Genomic DNA, 17302 nt, shown 5'->3' with positions numbered 1-17302 from the left:
AACTTATTATTTAATTTCAATAAGTTATTATTTTAGGACAAGTATAATGAGAGAATTTTCTCGCACTGATCGTGTTGCACAGCAAATCCAAAAAGAGATTGCTGTAATTTTACAACGCGAAATTAAAGATCCACGCTTAGGTATGGTGACAGTGTCAGCGGTAGAAGTATCGCGCGATTTATCTTATGCCAAAATTTTCATTACTGTGTTTAACACACAAGATGAAGACGCAGCAAAGCAAAGCGCAAAAGTACTTAATGAAGCAACGGGCTATATTCGCTCGTTACTTGGTAAGCGTATCCGTGCACGTATAATGCCTGAGTTAAAGTTTGTAGTTGATAACTCATTAATGGAAGGTATGCGTATTTCTAACTTAGTGGATTCTATTATCCGCGAAGATAACGCAAAGCATGTAGATGAAGACGTAGAAAGTGTTGATGCTGCTGATGTTTCAGATAGCGAAGAAGGTACTGATCACGTAGACGATACAGATAGCGAAGAAGGCACTGATACAGATGGCAAAGCGCAGTAAAGGCCGTGCAGTTGACGGTATTTTGTTGTTAAACAAACCGCAAGGCATTTCATCAAATAAAGCATTACAGCAAGCAAAAAGTGTTTATTTTGCGCAAAAAGCTGGGCACACAGGTGCTTTAGATCCACTTGCTACAGGTATGCTGCCAATTTGTTTTGGTGAAGCGACTAAGTTTACGCAGTTTTTACTCGATACAGATAAAACCTATATAGTTCGTGCACAACTGGGTGAGCGTACAACAACATCAGATTCTGATGGCGAAATTGTTAGCACTAAAGATGTGAACGTTACGCGTGAACAGCTAACAAAAGAAATAGCTGCTTTTGTTGGTGAGTCTGAACAATATCCGTCAATGTACTCAGCTCTTAAGTACCAAGGTAGACCGTTATATAAGTACGCGCGCGAAGGTATTGAAGTTCCTCGTAAATGCAGAAAAATAAACGTGTTTAGCTTATCGTTTGACGAATTTGATGAGCAAAGCAATGTATTACAAATGACGGCCCATGTATCTAAAGGGACCTACATTCGTACTATCGTTGATGATTTAGGCGAAAATCTAGGCTGTGGCGCACACGTTATTATGCTCCACAGAACCGCTGTTGGTCAGTATCCGGCAGATAAAATGGTCTCGCTTGATGAGATTGAAACGTTGCTTGCTAAAGCGAAAGAAGAAGAGCTTGCGCCTTCAACTTATTTAGACTCGCTATTGCTACCAATTGATACTGCTTTAACTGATTTACCCGTTGTTGAAATTACAAAAGAACAAGGGGGGATTTTTAGTCACGGGCAAGCTGTAGAATTATCAATCGCTTTACCTGATGGTGCAATTAAAGTTGTTGCGGATAATATATTTATTGGTACTGGTGAGCGCAACTCAAACGGTCATTTAAAGGTTAAACGTGGTCTTGCTAGTCAGCAAGACGATTACGTAAAGCCTGAATAAGCAACTAATGTGCCTAACGGTGGCTTATTAGTTGTAGTTGGGGATAATTAGCTTGTAGTTATTCCTACAGTTGGTAGAATACGCCCGCTTAATCGTTTTGGCTGAATTAGTGATCGGCTAAGACACCTTTTAAATTTAATTTTTGGAGTTACTATGTCACTAAGCAATCAAGAAAAAATCGATATCATTGCTAAATTTGCACGTGCAGAAGGCGATACAGGTTCATCAGAAGTACAAGTAGCATTACTTACTTTTGACATCAACAAGCTTCAAGGTCACTTTGCTGATCACAAGCATGACTTCCACTCACGTCGTGGTCTGCTTCGTAAAGTAAGCACTCGCCGTAAACTACTTGATTACCTTAAAGGTAAAGACATCACTAGTTATACTGCGTTAATCAAAGAACTTGGCCTACGTCGCTAAGAACTAGATTATAGAAAAAGGAGCTTTTTAGCTCCTTTTTTTGTGCCTAAAATTTGTGTTTGAAAATAAAACAAATATATAAACCTATTGAATTATATTGTAAAACTCCTATTTCATAGCTTATCAAGCATCGTTGTATTTACCCACTCATTAGCCCAGCTTAAATCTAGTAGCTAGACTCGCATTTTGAAGCAGCTTTGGTATATACTATGCGCGTAGGTAAAAAGGTTTATCTACGCTTATTCACATCATTGCCAATTGTAGTACTTAATTGATTTCCAACTGAATACAATTATGTACTGTAATTGGTACTTTGATGACAACTTATTAGAATACATTTAAGGAATATTTTAAGTGCAAGCAATTATTAAAGAATTCAAACTAGGTCAACATACAGTGACTCTAGAAACTGGTGCAATCGCTCGTCAAGCAGACGGCGCTGTACTTGCAAGCATTGGCGACACTTCAGTTTTAGTAACTGTTGTTGGTAAGCGTGAAGCACAACCTGGCCAAGACTTTTTTCCACTAACAGTTAACTACCAAGAGCGTATGTATGCTGCTGGTCGTATCCCAGGTGGTTTCTTAAAGCGTGAAGGTCGTCCTAACGATGGCGAAACACTTATTGCACGTCTTATTGACCGTCCAATTCGTCCACTTTTCCCAAGCGGTTTTGTAAACGAAGTACAAGTTATTGCTACTGTTGTTTCTGTTAACCCTGAAATCCAACCTGATATGGTTGCGATGATTGGTACTTCAGCAGCACTTGCTATCTCTGGTATCCCGTTCAGTGGTCCAATTGGTGCATCTCGCGTTGGTTACATCAACGGCGAATACGTACTTAACCCTACATTAAAAGAGCTTGAAGAAAGCCAACTTGATTTAGTGGTAGCCGGTACTGATAAAGCGGTACTTATGGTTGAATCAGAAGCTAACGTACTTGCAGAAGACGTAATGCTTGGCGCTGTTGTATATGGTCATGAGCAATCTCAAGCGATCATCACTGCAATCGAAGAATTTAAAGCAGAAGCAGGCAAGCCTACTTGGGATTGGACTGCACCAGCTAAAAACGTTGCACTAGAAGATAAAGTTGCAGCAATTGCTGCTGATAAAGTAGGCGCAGCTTACTTAATCACTGATAAAGTAGCGCGTAAAGAAGCACTTGGCGTAGCTAAAGATGAAGTTGTTGCAGTGTTAACAGCTGAACTTGCTGAAGGCGAGTCTTTAGATAAGCAAGAAATTGGTAAAATCTTCGGTTCACTTGAGAAGAAAATCGTTCGTGGCCGTATCGCTTCTGGCGAAAAACGTATCGATGGTCGTGAACCAGATATGATTCGTGCACTAGATGTAATGACTGGCGTATTACCGCGTACTCACGGTTCTGCTATCTTTACTCGTGGCGAAACTCAAGCGTTAGTAACAGCTACACTTGGTACAGAACGTGATTCACAGTTAATCGACGATTTAACTGGTACTCATAAAAACCACTTTATGCTTAACTACAACTTCCCTCCATTCTGTGTAGGTGAAACTGGTTTTGTTGGTTCTCCTAAGCGTCGTGAAATCGGCCATGGTAACCTTGCTAAGCGTGGTATTGCTGCTGTAATGCCAACATTGACTGAATTCCCATATTCAATCCGTGTAGTATCTGAAATCACTGAATCAAACGGTTCATCTTCAATGGCTTCTGTATGTGGTACTTCACTTGCACTTATGAATGCCGGTGTACCAATTAAAGCGTCTGTTGCCGGTATTGCGATGGGTCTAGTTAAAGAAGACGATAAATTCGTTGTTCTTTCTGACATCTTAGGTGATGAAGATCACTTAGGTGACATGGACTTTAAAGTTGCTGGTACAGCTGCAGGTATCACTGCACTTCAAATGGATATCAAAATCGAAGGTATCACTCAAGAAATCATGCAAATTGCGCTTAAACAAGCAAAAGCTGCACGTTTACATATCTTAGAAGTGATGGACGAAGCAATTTCTGCTCCTTCTGAAGAGCTATCAATGTTTGCTCCTCGCATATACACAATGAAAATCCCACAGAAGAAAATCGCTGAAGTTATCGGTAAAGGTGGCGCAACTATTCGTCAGCTTACTGAAGAAACTGGTACAACGATTGAAATCGGTGACGACGGTACAATTAAAATTGCCGCTACTGATGGCGAAAGTGCAGCTAATGCAATTAGCCGTATTGAGCAATTAACAGCTGAACTTGAAGTAGGTACTATCTACGAAGGTAAAGTTGTACGTATTGTTGATTTCGGTGCGTTTGTAAACATTCTTCCTGGTAAAGATGGTCTAGTACATATTTCTCAAATTAGTACTGAGCGCGTTAATAACGTGGCTGATCACCTTTCTGAAGGTCAAGAAGTTAAAGTTAAAGTACTAGAAGTAGATCGCCAAGGCCGTGTACGTCTAAGTATTAAAGAAGCAATGGAATCAGCAGCACCTGCAGCTGACGCGCCAACTGACGCGTAATTGTTAACTTATTAATCTAGTTATATTAGCTAGATGATAAAAAAAGGGGCTGTTTAGCCCCTTTTTTTATGCTTTAATGAAACCTTATTGGACAAGGTCTGTCTTATATTAATCGCGATATATCTTGGTATTAAGGATTTTAATGATACTCAAACATTTAGCTTTGGCATCTTTTGCTATTTTGTCTTTAAGCGCTTGCCAAACTACAACAGAATCAGAACCAACCCCGATTGTTAATGTGCCATTTACTGCACCTTTAGCCTCTGACTTTAGAAGTGAAATTGCTATTGCACGCTACTCAGAGTTATTGAATAGGGCTGACTTAAGCGAAGAGCAACAAGCTAAGCTTTATTACGACCGTGGTGTACTTTTTGATAGTCTAGGTATGACCACTCTTTCGCGTATTGATTTTAACCGCGCAGTAAAACTTAAGCCTGATTTAGCTGAAGTGTATAATTTTTTAGGTATTCAACATACGCTTATGCAGCAGTATGAAAAAGCCTATGAGTTTTTCGATTCAGCTCTAGAACTTGATGAAGAGCATGAATACGCCTATTTAAATCGAGGAATTGCACTGTATTACGGCGATAGAGCTGGCCTTGCTAAAAATGACTTTAACGAGTTTTTAGCCCGTTCTCCTAACGATCCGTACCGTGTTTTATGGGTTTATTTAGCCCAGGCACACGAGGATAAAGTAACCGCACTTGATGCACTTAAACAAAATGCGACTGCGCTTGATGATTCGCAATGGGCGTATCAGTTAATTTCTCTTTATACGGGCGATATGAGTGAACATGCATTTTTATCAGGCATTAGTGATGGTGTTAGAACTGAGCAAGAATATGCGCAGCGTTTATGTGAAGCTTATTTTTACCTAGCTAAAATGCATCAAGCAGCGGGTGAGCTTTATTTAGCATCCGATTATTTTAGGCTTGCGCTTGCGACTAACGTGCACGAGTTTATTGAATATAAATATGCGCGTTTAGAACTTGAGTTGATGGAAGGTGTTGACGCAAGTTAAGCGTTTTAAATTAATAGGTGTATTACTATGTTGTTTGTTAATTACAGGCTCGAGTAATCACCTTGGCGCTATTGGCTTTTGGCATGTTTTAAATACAAAAGCCAATGTTCTACAAAGTTATTGGAATTCACCAGCTTATTTTTCTGATCACCTAGAGCAGTTACCAAAGACCTCTTTAGCTATACTTGCTCGCAGTAAAATTTCCTCAGCACAATATATGTATTCTCTTAAACTTATTAAAAGCAGTCAGAGTGATACTGCAAAACAATTTTGGCTCTCAGCTATAAATGACTTAACAATCCCAGAGCGTAAAATATTAGCAACAAAGTTACTTGAGCAATCACGTTGGAGCGATTTAGAGTTACTCGCTAGTAAAAACAAATTACCAGCAGGGGATGTGCTAAATCATCTAAAACTTCAGTTAAAAACACCACAGAGTAAAATATCTACCGCGTTTATCCACGATCTTGGTTTTTCATCTTTAAAAAATATAAGTAAGCCTAATAAGCAATGTATGTTTAACGTGCTGACTATGAGCGATCATCGTAGTGGCTTATATAAACTTACAGAGTTTATTAATGCTTATAATAAACAACCAGAGCCCCGTGAAAATATTTTTTGCTTTTCAAAACCAGTTTACGTTGCAGGTATGCTTGAGTGCAAAAGTAGTACTAGTCAAATAGCAAAGTGTGACTGGCAATTATCTAAACTTAATAGCCAGCTTCCTAACAATTTTGATTTTATAGTGATGATGCCTAAAGATGGAACGGCTAATGTCACGAAGGGAACAATGCTAATAAACTCAAAAGCAAAATACAGTATATTTTTGCATGAGCTGATGCATTTTAACGGTTTTGAAGATGAATACGCTTTGCCTAAAACTAAGCAAGCATGGTTGTGTGCAAAAACGGGTTTTGTTGCACCTAATTTATTTATTTCTCATGGTGAGTCGCCGCCAACAGGTTGGCATAAAGCAAAGAGTTGCCAGGTAGGGGGTATTGCTTATAAACCTAGTGAAAATTGGTCTATTATGCAATATCAGCAGTTAGGGCTCTCAGCGCAGTATAGACAACTTTGGTTGAAACATTTAGATATGACCAATGGTAACTTTCATCATCACCCTGGCGCGCTTACATTTGCAAATAAGGCCATATTAAATTAACAATTATCAGTATTAATTAATTGTTTTTTTAGGCTTAATAAATTGTTAGTTCTTGTTTAAAAAACACCCATATAGAACCGCTTTTTATAGACAAAATCAGTGTTTTTCAGTATAACTATAGTCATTAATGTCGTTTAAAAACAGGCAGTAAAAGCATCACTTAGTATTAAAAAGAGATGCCCTGATAAACTTATGATAATAAAAGGCCCTACATTATGACTTTGCTCTGGATACCCTTGTTATCCTTAATTGGCAGTGTTATTTCTGCATGCACAGGTAAGTTATCTCGCAATTTAAGCACTAGTTTAACGGCTCTTGCGCCTTTGACGGCTTTGGGGATTACTCTATACCATGCACCTGCCGTTTTAGCGGGCGAAACCATTCGTTATTCTTTAGCTTGGATCCCGTCAATAGGACTCGATTTATCTCTGCGGTTAGACGGCCTCAGTTTATTGTTTATGTTTATGATTTTAGGCATAGGCTTGCTCGTTATCCTCTACACGCGTTACTACCTAAGCGCTAATGACTCAATGGCTAAGTTATATAGTTACTTAATGCTATTTATGACTGCAATGCTTGGTATTGTTATGTCTAACAACGTCATTCAACTGTGGTTGTTTTGGGAATTAACGAGCATCAGCTCATTTTTATTAATTAGTTTTTGGTGGCATAAATCAGAAGCGCGAAAAGGCGCACGTATGGCGCTTGCTGTAACAGGCGCGGGCGGCTTAGCGTTACTTGCTGGATTGATGCTATTAGGTGATATTGTTGGTAGTTACGACCTAGATGTTATTCTAGCGAGTAAAGCAATAATTCAATCTCATGATTTATACGAAGTAGCATTGGTATTGGTGCTACTGGGTGCGTTTACTAAATCGGCACAATTTCCATTTCACTTTTGGCTTCCTCATGCAATGGCAGCGCCTACGCCAGTAAGCGCGTATTTACATTCTGCGACGATGGTAAAAGCCGGTATATTTTTGTTAGCACGTTTTCATCCTGCTTTAGCTGGCACCGATACGTGGTTCTTGCTCGTTGGGTTAACGGGTTTAGCTACGTTGTTGTTTGGTGCTTATATAGCATTATTCAAACACGACTTAAAAGGCTTGTTAGCCTATTCAACAATAAGCCATTTGGGTTTAATAACGCTATTACTCGGACTTGATACTGAGCTTGCGACTGTTGCTGCTATTTTTCATATAATTAACCATGCAACGTTTAAAGCGTCGTTATTTATGGCCGTTGGTATTATTGATCACGAAACGGGCACGCGCGATATGCGTAAATTAAATGGTATGTGGCGATACTTACCATACACTGCAACGCTTGCGATGGTCGCGGCGGCTGCAATGGCAGGAGTTCCTTTACTAAATGGCTTCTTGTCTAAAGAAATGTTTTTTGCAGAAACGCTACACCAGCAAGTGCTTGGTTCTATGTCGTGGTTAATTCCAGTACTGGCAACTGTTGCAGGTGCATTAGCTGTTGCGTACTCAGCACGCTTTATTCATGACGTGTTTTTTAATGGTGAACCAATTGATTTACCTCGTACGCCGCATGAGCCACCGCGCTATATGCGTGTACCAATAGAAATACTCGTTGTGATTTGTTTGTTAGTGGGTATGTTCCCGCACTTTACAATTGATGGCATTTTATCTGCGGCGTCTTTAGCTGTACTTGGAAAAGAAATGCCAGTGTACGAATTGGCTATCTGGCATGGGTTTAACTTGCCTCTACTAATGAGTGCGATGGCGATTGCTGGCGGCTTATTTATTTATATTAATCGTAAATATCTATTTCAGTTTCAAGCATCGTTACCACCTCTAAACGCTAAAAAAACGTTTGAACGTGTGATATTAAGCGTTATTGCTTGGTGTCAGTCAAAGGTAAGCAGTACAGAAAATGGATCACTACAGCGCTACCTTGTAATTATGCTAGCGGTAGTATTGCTGTGTGCGGGTTGGCCATTATTTGAAATGCAACAACTTGCTGGTAGCATGCCACTTACGCCTGTTGATGTGCACAATGCAATTGGTGCAGGCTTATTGATTATTGGTGCTCTTGCCACCGTTATTTGGCATCGCTCTCGAATGGTATCGCTATTAATGCTCTCAATTGTAGGATTAATGGTGTCGGTTGTATTTACACGCTTTTCTGCTCCTGATTTAGCGCTTACGCAGCTAACCGTTGAGGTTGTTACTATTATTTTACTTATGCTGGCATTGTTTTTCTTGCCGCAGCATACGCCAAAAGAATCAAGTTCATTACGCGTACTTCGAGACTTAGCAATAGCCTCTACGTTAGGTGTAGTTATAGCAAGTATTTGTTATGCATTACTTACACGTCCATTAGATTCAATCTCAGACTTCTTTATTGCTAACGCTAAAATTGGTGGCGGTGGTACTAACGTAGTTAACGTTATTTTGGTCGACTTTAGGGGCTTTGATACACTTGGAGAAATCACTGTATTAGGTATTGCCGCATTAGGTATATTTAAAGTACTTTCTCGAATCCCATTATTTATGCCAGCAAGTGACAGCGAAGGGCGCCCATGGGCTAAAGAACGTCATCCAATATTACTGGCGAGTATTTCACAAAGTTTATTACCGCTTGCGTTATTAGTTTCTGCATATATTTTCTTACGTGGGCATAACTTACCTGGTGGTGGCTTTATTGCAGGACTGGTAACGTCAATCGCGTTTATTTTGCAATACATGGCGCATGGTACAGCATGGATAAACGAACGCTTTGATGTTAATTATCGCAAAATTATAGCCTCAGGCATTGGTATTTCTTTGTTTACAGGTGTGGGTAGTTGGTTCTTCGATAAGCCATTTTTAACAACTTGGTTTGACTACTTTGATATTCCGTTTGTCGGTAAAACAGAGCTTGCCAGCGCGATTGCATTCGACTTAGGTGTTTACTTAACTGTTGTAGGCGCTACGTTAATGATTTTAGCAAGCTTAGGTAATATGACAGCAGATACCCAGAAAAAAGAGGTAAATATTTAATGGAATTATTGTACGCATCTTGCGTTGGAGTATTGGTCAGTTGCGGTGTGTTTTTACTGCTGAGAGCTCGTACGTTCCCTGTAGTACTTGGGCTTACTATGATTTCATACGCTGTTAATTTATTTTTGTTTTCAGCAGGTCGCCTTACTATTAATAAAGCGGTAGTACTTGGTACTGGCACAGAATACGCCGATCCTCTACCTCAAGCATTAGTACTAACTGCAATAGTGATTGGTTTTGCGATGACTGCATTTGTGGTTATTTTGGCAATACGTGGGCGCGCCGATTTAGGTAGTGACCATGTTGATGGTTATGTGCCTAACACCTCTGCAGATAATAAGGAGCAAAAATGATCCAACATTTAGCTTCACTACCTATTTTATTACCTATGCTGACGGCTGTTATTTTATTGCTGCCGCCATGTGGTAAAAGCGTCAAAATTCGCCGCTTAGTTTCAATTGTAATGGCAATAGCTACTTTTGCCATTAGTGTGCTTTTACTTGTACATATTTATAATACGGGTATTAATGTTTACGCTATTGGTAATTGGTCTGCACCATTTGGGATAGTCTTAGTCGCTGATATGCTATCTACCTTATTGGTTACGTTAACTTCACTTTTAGGTTTGGGCGCTATTTTATATGGTAGTGCTGGCGATGATGAAAAGGGCAGCTTTTATCATCCACTTGTTCATTTTTTAATATTGGGTGTAAATGGCGCGTTTTTAACTGGCGATTTATTTAACCTATTTGTATTTTTTGAAGTGTTACTGATTGCATCATATGCACTGTTAATGCACGCAGGTGATAAACAAAACACTCGTGCGGCACTGCAATATGTAATATTAAATTTAGTTGGCTCAAGCGTATTTTTAATCGGTTTGGGTATTTTGTACGGTGTACTTGGTACGCTTAATATTGCAGATATGGCGCAAAAAGTATCACAGCTTTCGGGAGATGATGTATACCTAGCAAAAGCAGGTGGTTTATTACTATTAATTGTATTTGCTTTAAAGGCCGCACTATTACCTCTGCATTTATGGCTTCCAAATACGTATTCAAGCGCTAAACCTGTGGTTGCTGCATTGTTTGCGATTATGACCAAAGTAGGCGTTTACGCCATGCTTCGTGTTTACACGGTGATATTTGGCGAACAAGCAGGAGCGCTTGAACATATGGCGCAGCCTTGGCTTTGGGGCTTAGCAATTGCCACCATTATAGTGGGTGCCATTGGTGTTATGGCAGCGCAAGACTTACGTAAACTCACCTCTAACTTAGTATTAGTATCGGTAGGTACGTTGGTTGCGCTAATTGCATTGCAAAATGTAAATGCCACTGCTGCACTTTTATATTATTTAGTGCATTCAACACTTGTTAGTGCTGCACTGTTTTTACTAGCAGACTTAGTTTCAATCCAGCGCGGTAAAGTTGGCGATAGGCTAGTAGCGGGTCGCTCTGTTAAACAACCATTTTTATTAGGTGTGTGCTTTATTGTTGCGGCTTTAACTGTAGTTGGTATGCCGCCACTATCAGGCTTTGTAGGTAAAATTTGGATACTTAAAGCCACATTAAATAGTGAGCAAGCTTTACTATTTTGGCCTGTATATTTAGTAACAAGCTTTGCGTTGTTGGTAGCGCTTTCGCGTGCTGGCACGACCTTGTTTTGGGAGCATAAAAGTAAAAATAGCGAAAACGCAGATTGTGCAAATGCACACCCGTTGCAGGTAATTGTAATTATAGGTTTACTTGCGTGTTCGCCATTGCTCGTTATTTTTGGCGGACCAATAAGTGAATACATGCTAGGTGCTGCTACTCAGTTACATGATATAAGCGGCGGTATTAATGCTGTACTTAAAGGAGGCATGTGATGAGATTACAAGCCCGTTTTCGTTGGTTACCAACGCCATTTCGTAGCTTATTTTTGTTTATGGTTTGGCTATTGTTAAATAATAGCGTGTCGGTAGGGCACTTAGTATTAGCGACTATTTTTGCAATACTTATCCCGATATTAAGTTTTTCGCTTCGCGAGCCTCAGCCACTAATTTTAAAGCCGGGCTTGGCTCTTAAGCAGTTGCTTATTGTGCTGTACGATATTGTCGTAGCAAATTTACAAGTGGCTTTACTTATACTTGGTCCATCTAAAAATTTGCGTCCGGCATTTATAAAAGTACCGATAGATTTAACTCATGATATGCCAATTACCATATTGGCCAGTAGTGTATCGCTTACACCCGGTACAGTGAGTGCAGAGGTTTACCCAATTGCTGAATCGTTACCTGAGGGTGAAGAGCCAACACAACGCTACTTATTAATACATGTGCTTGACCTTAAAGATGAAGAAGCACTTATCAAACAAATAAAACAACGCTACGAAGCTCCACTAAAGGAGATATTTCAATGTTAGACACCGTATTACTCATTGTTTTTTCGATGATTGGCTTATCATTATTGCTTAATTTATGGCGATTGATCATTGGTCCATCAGTGCCTGATCGTGTTTTAGCGCTCGATACAATGTACATTAACGTCATTGCACTGATTATTTTATATAGCATTAGTATGGATACAGGGCTTTATTTTGAAGCTGCACTGCTTATTGCCATGCTAGGTTTCATAAGTACAGTTGCAGTGTGTAAGTATTTACTACGTGGCGATATAATTGAATAAGGTGAAAACATGATCAGCGAATGGGTTGTATCAATATTATTGTTATTTGGTGGTACGTTTATTTTAATTGGCTCAATAGGCTTAGTTAAACTACCTGACTTTTTTATGCGTTTGCATGGGCCAACTAAAGCAACAACGTTGGGCATGGCAAGTATGCTAATTGCAGCTATGGTTTATTTTGCAAATTCAGGGCATGGCCTAAGTGTTAAAGAAATACTCATTACTATATTTTTACTAATTACGGCACCGATTAGTGGTTACATGCTAATAAAGTCAGCTATTCATCACAAGCTAAAAGCCAAAGAAGGCACTAAAGGCCTAGATAATGTAGAAGACGATTAACATAAAAATATATTTATAAAAGGCCGAATAAATTCATTTTATTCGGCCTTTTTAGTGACTGCTTGTACCCTTTACAAGACTAATTAATAATGTAACTATAAAACGATTATTTATATGAAAGGATATTATTATGGGTAAGGTACTACTTTTATCATTACTGATTTTTTCTAGTAGTTTGTATGCTGAACAAAATACTAAGCAGCAAAAAATAGATGAACTTATTAGTGTAATGAATTTAGATTCAATGGTTGACTCTATGTACGGCCAGGTTGAAGGTATGATGAAAGGGATGTCAGACCAAATGGGCGTTAAGCCTTCTGAACAGGCAATTTTTGATCAATACTACAGCGACATGACGACGGTATTAAAAACCGAAATGAGCTGGGCCAAAATGCAGCCGATGATGATTAGCGTGTACGACAAACATTTTAGTGAGCAAGAAATTGCCGATATGCTAGTGTTTTATAAAACAGATACAGGGCAAAAAATACTTGAAAAAATGCCTGTTGTAATGCAAGAGTCTATGCAAATGTCACAAAGCTTAATGAAAGATGCTATGCCTAAAATACAAACTTTAGCGCAGCAACTAAGCGACGAATTAGAGCAAAGCCGTAGCGAATCAAACTAGGGCAGCGCATGTTTGGTATTTATGCTGCGTTATCGCCTATTTATGGGGAATAACCACACTACATAGGCTCTGCCTTGCCTATAGACCAAACAGTCTGCTGTAAATTAAACCATCAATGATCAACACGCCCTTAGATCAATACGCGTCTTACTTAGGCGCTTCTCTCCTGAATTACATCCCCTCCAGATAATACACGCCCGATATCAGCTTAAGTTAATTATGTTTGTGTCACTATACTAATGAGCAACAATACTTAATTAATTTGAGGGATTAAATTCGGCGTTAACTGCGTTAAACATTTTTGATATACGACTGCATGGATGCAGAGGCAATTAGTGATAACAACTAAATAACGAAACCTTTGCCTTGTTATCAACACGATTTTCTTGTCTTAAATAGGTTACTTAATTAAGCGAATTGGTATTATTTTATTAGTTTTAAAATAGTCATTGACCTATGTGTTGCACCTAGGTTTATTATGAAGCTACTGAAACACGACGGAGCTAAATTATGTATGTTAAACAACTCGCCAAGTTAATGGGCGTGACTGCCGATACTGTTCGTCATTACACACGTGTTGGGTTACTTAATCCAATACGCAGTGAAGAAAATGGCTATCAAGAATATACAAAGCGAGACCAGCAACGTTTAAAGTTTATTATTAGCTCTCGTCAACTTGGTTTTTCACTCAAAGATATTCAACACATTATAGGCGAGTCAGAGCAGGGGAATTGTCCTTGTCCGTTAACGCGTAAACTCATTACTAAACGCCTAGAAGAAACCGAAGCACTATTTCAAGAAACATTAAAATTACGAAACAGAATGCATGCAGCTCTGGCGCAATGGGATACATCAGCCGATGGTGCAAATGCCAGTGACGTGTGTAGTTTAATAGAATCATTTGTTGATCCAATAAACGATTCTGCAAATAAGGAGCAGCGTAATGACGACTAATACAAAAGACACCGCGCAAAACTTTATTATTGAGGGTGCTAATTGCGGCAGTTGTGTGGCTAAAATTGAAAAAGCCCTTAATAGCGTGCAAGGCGCGCAAAACGTGGAAATGAACTTTGCTGAGCGTACAGTACGTGTAGAAGGTAAAGCTTGCGAAAGCACGCTTATTAAAGCAGTCGAAAACATTGGTTATTCAGCTAAGCCAATGAGTAACGAGTCTGATCAAGATGCACTTGATGAAAAAGCAAAGTCGGATGAGGCACATTATAAAAAGCTAATGCGTAATATGATATTAGCGTTAGGGGTCGGTGCGCCGTTAATGATATACGGGCTTATTTTTGACATGAGTGTGACCACCGACACACAACGAATAGCATGGTTTTTAGTGGGTATAGTCACGCTTGTGGTTATGGCTATATCAGGTAAACAATTTTACAACGGTGCATGGCAGGCATTCAAAAACCATGCTGCCAATATGGATACATTAATAGCGCTTGGTACAGGTACTGCGTGGTTGTATTCAATGTTTGTGGTAATAGCACCAAACTTATTACCGGAAGTTGCAAGACACGTATATTTTGAAGCATCATCGATGATCATCGGTTTAATTAGTTTAGGGCTCGCTTTTGAAGTAAAAGCACGTGGGCGCACCTCACAAGCAATTAAACGCTTAATTGGCCTGCAACCAAAAACTGCACGCGTAATTCGCGATGGGCAAGAGCAAGACATCGACATTAGTGATGTTGTAAAAAATGATGAAGTACGCGTTCGCCCGGGTGAAAAAATCCCTGTGGATGGCGATGTTATTGAAGGCAGCAGTACGGTTGATGAGTCAATGCTTACTGGTGAGCCAATGGCCGTCCGCAAAAAAACGGGCGACAAAGTCGTTGCCGGAAGTATTAATAAAAGTGGCACTTTATTATTTAAAGCCACGCACATTGGTAGCGAAACCACACTTGCCAATATTATCAATATGGTAAAGCGTGCACAAAACTCTAAGCCATCAATAGGGCGCTTAGCTGATGTTATATCAGGAATATTTGTACCAACAGTCATGATTATTGCAGTACTTGCTGGCCTTGCATGGTTAAACTTTGGACCTGAGCCATCAATTGCTTATGCCGTTGTTGCAATAACCACTGTACTTATTATTGCTTGTCCTTGTGCGCTAGGACTCGCAACCCCTATGTCGGTTATGGTGGGTATTGGTAAAGCTGCAGAGTCAGGAATATTAATTCGAAATGGTGAGTCGCTGCAAACAACATCTAAAATCACCACCATGATTTTAGATAAAACAGGCACTATTACTCAAGGCACACCGCAAGTTACCGATGTAGTTACGTTTAACAACAGTGATGAAAATACAGTAATGCAACGTGTTGCAAGCCTTGAAAGTAGCTCAGAGCATCCATTGGCAGAAGCAATTACGGCACACGCTAAAAAGCAGGGGTTAACTTTAAGTAAAGTAGCTGACTTTAACGCAATTACAGGTAAAGGTGTCACTGGCAGTGTTGACGGGCAAACATTGTTGTTTGGTAATAAAGCGCTAATGGATAAATACGATGTAGCCGTTGATGATGCAACCGAGCAAGCTCAAACACTTGCCAGTGATGCTAAAACGCCCATGTATTTTGCAAGTAATAATAAGCTCCAAGCTATTATTGCAGTAGCAGATCCTATTAAAGAGGATTCAGTTGAAGCTATTAAACGCCTGCAAGATAAAGGTATTCACCTAGTTATGCTAACAGGTGACAACAAAGCCACTGCACAAGCCGTTGCTAAGCAAGTTGGTATTGATGACTTTATTGCAGAAGTCATGCCTGATGACAAAGTAAACGAAGTAACAAAGCGCCAAGCAAACGGTGAAATAGTGGGTATGACAGGTGACGGTATTAACGATGCCCCCGCACTTGCGCAAGCCGATGTAGGGTTTGCAATTGGCACAGGTACCGATGTTGCAATAGAAAGTGCAGACATTACCTTAATGCGTGGTTCGTTACATGGCCTTGCTGATGCAATTGCAGTGAGTAGTGCAACTATTTTAAATATTAAACAGAACCTATTTGGTGCCTTTATTTATAACGTGGCGGGNGCAGCCGGCGTGTTGTATCCATTTTTTGGAATACTACTTAACCCTGTTGTTGCAGGTGCAGCTATGGCACTTTCATCGCTTACAGTGGTAAGTAACGCTAATCGCTTACGTTTTTTCAAACCAAATAAATCGTAATTTAAGCTAAGGAGTACATTATGTTGATGATTAATATAGGTGGTGCACTGTTAATAGCCGCAATTATTTATTGGTTTTGGCTATACAAACCAGAGCAAACACAAAGTGATGACAACAAAGTAACGATAGTCGTTGATAACGGTGTTTATAAGCCAGGACACATTAAAGTGGCAGCCAACAAAGAGGTTGTACTTACCTTTGATAGAAAAGACAGCGCGCCGTGCGCCGAAACCGTGGTATTTCCACAGCTTGATATAAGTAAAACTCTGGCAATGGGTGATGGCAACACAGTTAAACTACCCGCGCTTGAAGCCGGTGAGTATGATTTTCATTGCCAAATGCAAATGTATAAGGGCAAGCTAGTTGCTCAGTAACCTGAACTAAGTAGGTGTTGGGGTCGTATAGTTGCCTTATAAAAGTTACGAGTAAGAGTCGCTATATTAAATGAATAAATTAAACCCTAAAAAATTATTGAATAGTAAATGGACCGCAACACCTTCTATTAATAAAGAAAAACACTTCATTATTGTTGAGGTGGAATTTGATGAAGATGGTAATGTAATTGAGTGTATTACCGAGGCTGTTATGTCAAAAAATCAATATCCAATTAGTTGGCGAGATTTAAAAGATAACCAAAAGTGGCTACAAGGGTGGAAGTAGTTTAAATCTATGTAATTTACCTCCCACTAGGGCGTGTTGATCTTTGTGGATTGAAATTTGTTCAATCTAGGGGCGATTAAATCGCGGCGCGAGGTTTGTAACCTAGTGGGCTAAGTAAAAACCGAGCAACAAAGAGTTGATCGTCCCTAGAAAGAACCCAAAGGGCAGTGCATGTTTGGTATTTATGCTGCGTTATCGCCTATTTATGGGGAATAACCACACTACATAGGCTCTGCCTTGCCTAAAAACCAAACA

Annotated in this window: 17 protein-coding genes; all 17 read left to right on the top strand. The window is 39.6% G+C overall.

Annotation, left to right across the window (positions count from 1 at the left end):
* Positions 1–46: 46 nt before the first annotated feature.
* The 17 genes from rbfA (at position 47) to L654_RS0120005 (ending at position 17047) form a co-directional block, all read left to right on the top strand.
* A complete protein-coding gene (rbfA, locus tag L654_RS0120085) occupies positions 47–532 on the top strand; it encodes a 30S ribosome-binding factor RbfA (protein WP_007585506.1) in 486 nt (161 codons plus the stop codon).
* Complete coding sequence (gene truB, locus L654_RS0120080; RefSeq protein WP_024608886.1) at positions 516–1475, top strand: tRNA pseudouridine(55) synthase TruB; 960 nt, start codon at positions 516–518, stop codon at positions 1473–1475. Before rbfA ends, truB begins: the two co-directional genes overlap by 17 nt.
* A gap of 153 nt (positions 1476–1628) precedes the next feature.
* On the top strand, positions 1629–1898 hold the full coding sequence (rpsO, locus tag L654_RS0120075; protein ID WP_007585509.1) for a 30S ribosomal protein S15: 270 nt from the start codon (positions 1629–1631) through the stop codon (positions 1896–1898).
* Between the two features lie 354 nt (positions 1899–2252).
* Positions 2253–4379, top strand: coding sequence for a polyribonucleotide nucleotidyltransferase (gene pnp, locus L654_RS0120070; protein ID WP_007585511.1), 2127 nt, complete (start codon positions 2253–2255; stop codon positions 4377–4379).
* A 142-nt stretch (positions 4380–4521) separates the two neighbouring features.
* Positions 4522–5400 (top strand): lipoprotein NlpI, encoded by an 879-nt coding sequence (gene nlpI / locus L654_RS0120065; RefSeq protein ID WP_024608885.1) that lies wholly within the window; start codon positions 4522–4524, stop codon positions 5398–5400.
* Entirely contained in the window at positions 5387–6562 is a 1176-nt protein-coding gene (locus L654_RS0120060) for a hypothetical protein (protein WP_024608884.1), read from the top strand. Before nlpI ends, L654_RS0120060 begins: the two co-directional genes overlap by 14 nt.
* Before the next feature lie 215 nt (positions 6563–6777).
* The gene (locus tag L654_RS0120055; protein WP_024608883.1) at positions 6778–9570 is read left to right on the top strand and encodes a monovalent cation/H+ antiporter subunit A; all 2793 of its coding nucleotides are present in this window, start codon (positions 6778–6780) and stop codon (positions 9568–9570) included.
* Positions 9570–9923 carry a Na+/H+ antiporter subunit C gene (locus L654_RS0120050; protein WP_010554685.1) on the top strand — a complete coding sequence of 118 codons (354 nt, stop codon included), beginning with the start codon at positions 9570–9572 and terminating at the stop codon, positions 9921–9923. Before L654_RS0120055 ends, L654_RS0120050 begins: the two co-directional genes overlap by 1 nt.
* A complete protein-coding gene (locus tag L654_RS0120045; RefSeq protein WP_024608882.1) occupies positions 9920–11437 on the top strand; it encodes a monovalent cation/H+ antiporter subunit D in 1518 nt (505 codons plus the stop codon). The genes L654_RS0120050 and L654_RS0120045 overlap by 4 nt, the downstream gene beginning before the upstream one ends.
* Positions 11437–11973, top strand: a complete 537-nt coding sequence (locus tag L654_RS0120040; protein WP_007585523.1) for a Na+/H+ antiporter subunit E — start codon at positions 11437–11439, stop codon at positions 11971–11973. The genes L654_RS0120045 and L654_RS0120040 overlap by 1 nt, the downstream gene beginning before the upstream one ends.
* On the top strand, positions 11967–12236 hold the full coding sequence (locus tag L654_RS0120035) for a K+/H+ antiporter subunit F (protein WP_007378493.1): 270 nt from the start codon (positions 11967–11969) through the stop codon (positions 12234–12236). Before L654_RS0120040 ends, L654_RS0120035 begins: the two co-directional genes overlap by 7 nt.
* Positions 12237–12245: 9 nt before the next feature.
* A complete protein-coding gene (locus L654_RS0120030) occupies positions 12246–12578 on the top strand; it encodes a Na+/H+ antiporter subunit G (protein ID WP_007585525.1) in 333 nt (110 codons plus the stop codon).
* Between the two features lie 130 nt (positions 12579–12708).
* Positions 12709–13206, top strand: coding sequence for a DUF2059 domain-containing protein (locus tag L654_RS0120025; RefSeq protein WP_024608881.1), 498 nt, complete (start codon positions 12709–12711; stop codon positions 13204–13206).
* Positions 13207–13716: 510 nt separating this feature from the next.
* Positions 13717–14160 (top strand): MerR family transcriptional regulator, encoded by a 444-nt coding sequence (locus L654_RS0120020; RefSeq protein WP_024608880.1) that lies wholly within the window; start codon positions 13717–13719, stop codon positions 14158–14160.
* Positions 14150–16387 (top strand): heavy metal translocating P-type ATPase, encoded by a 2238-nt coding sequence (locus L654_RS0120015; RefSeq protein WP_024608879.1) that lies wholly within the window; start codon positions 14150–14152, stop codon positions 16385–16387. Before L654_RS0120020 ends, L654_RS0120015 begins: the two co-directional genes overlap by 11 nt.
* Before the next feature lie 20 nt (positions 16388–16407).
* The gene (locus tag L654_RS0120010; protein ID WP_007378488.1) at positions 16408–16761 is read left to right on the top strand and encodes a cupredoxin domain-containing protein; all 354 of its coding nucleotides are present in this window, start codon (positions 16408–16410) and stop codon (positions 16759–16761) included.
* Positions 16762–16831: 70 nt separating this feature from the next.
* Complete coding sequence (locus tag L654_RS0120005) at positions 16832–17047, top strand: TIGR02450 family Trp-rich protein (RefSeq protein WP_007585532.1); 216 nt, start codon at positions 16832–16834, stop codon at positions 17045–17047.
* The last annotated feature ends 255 nt before the right edge of the window (positions 17048–17302 follow it).

Source organism: Pseudoalteromonas sp. TAB23 (genome assembly GCF_000498075.1).
Classification (GTDB): domain Bacteria; phylum Pseudomonadota; class Gammaproteobacteria; order Enterobacterales; family Alteromonadaceae; genus Pseudoalteromonas; species Pseudoalteromonas arctica.
Note: the sequence above shows the minus strand (reverse complement) of the source record. Positions and strands in the feature narration are given on the sequence as shown.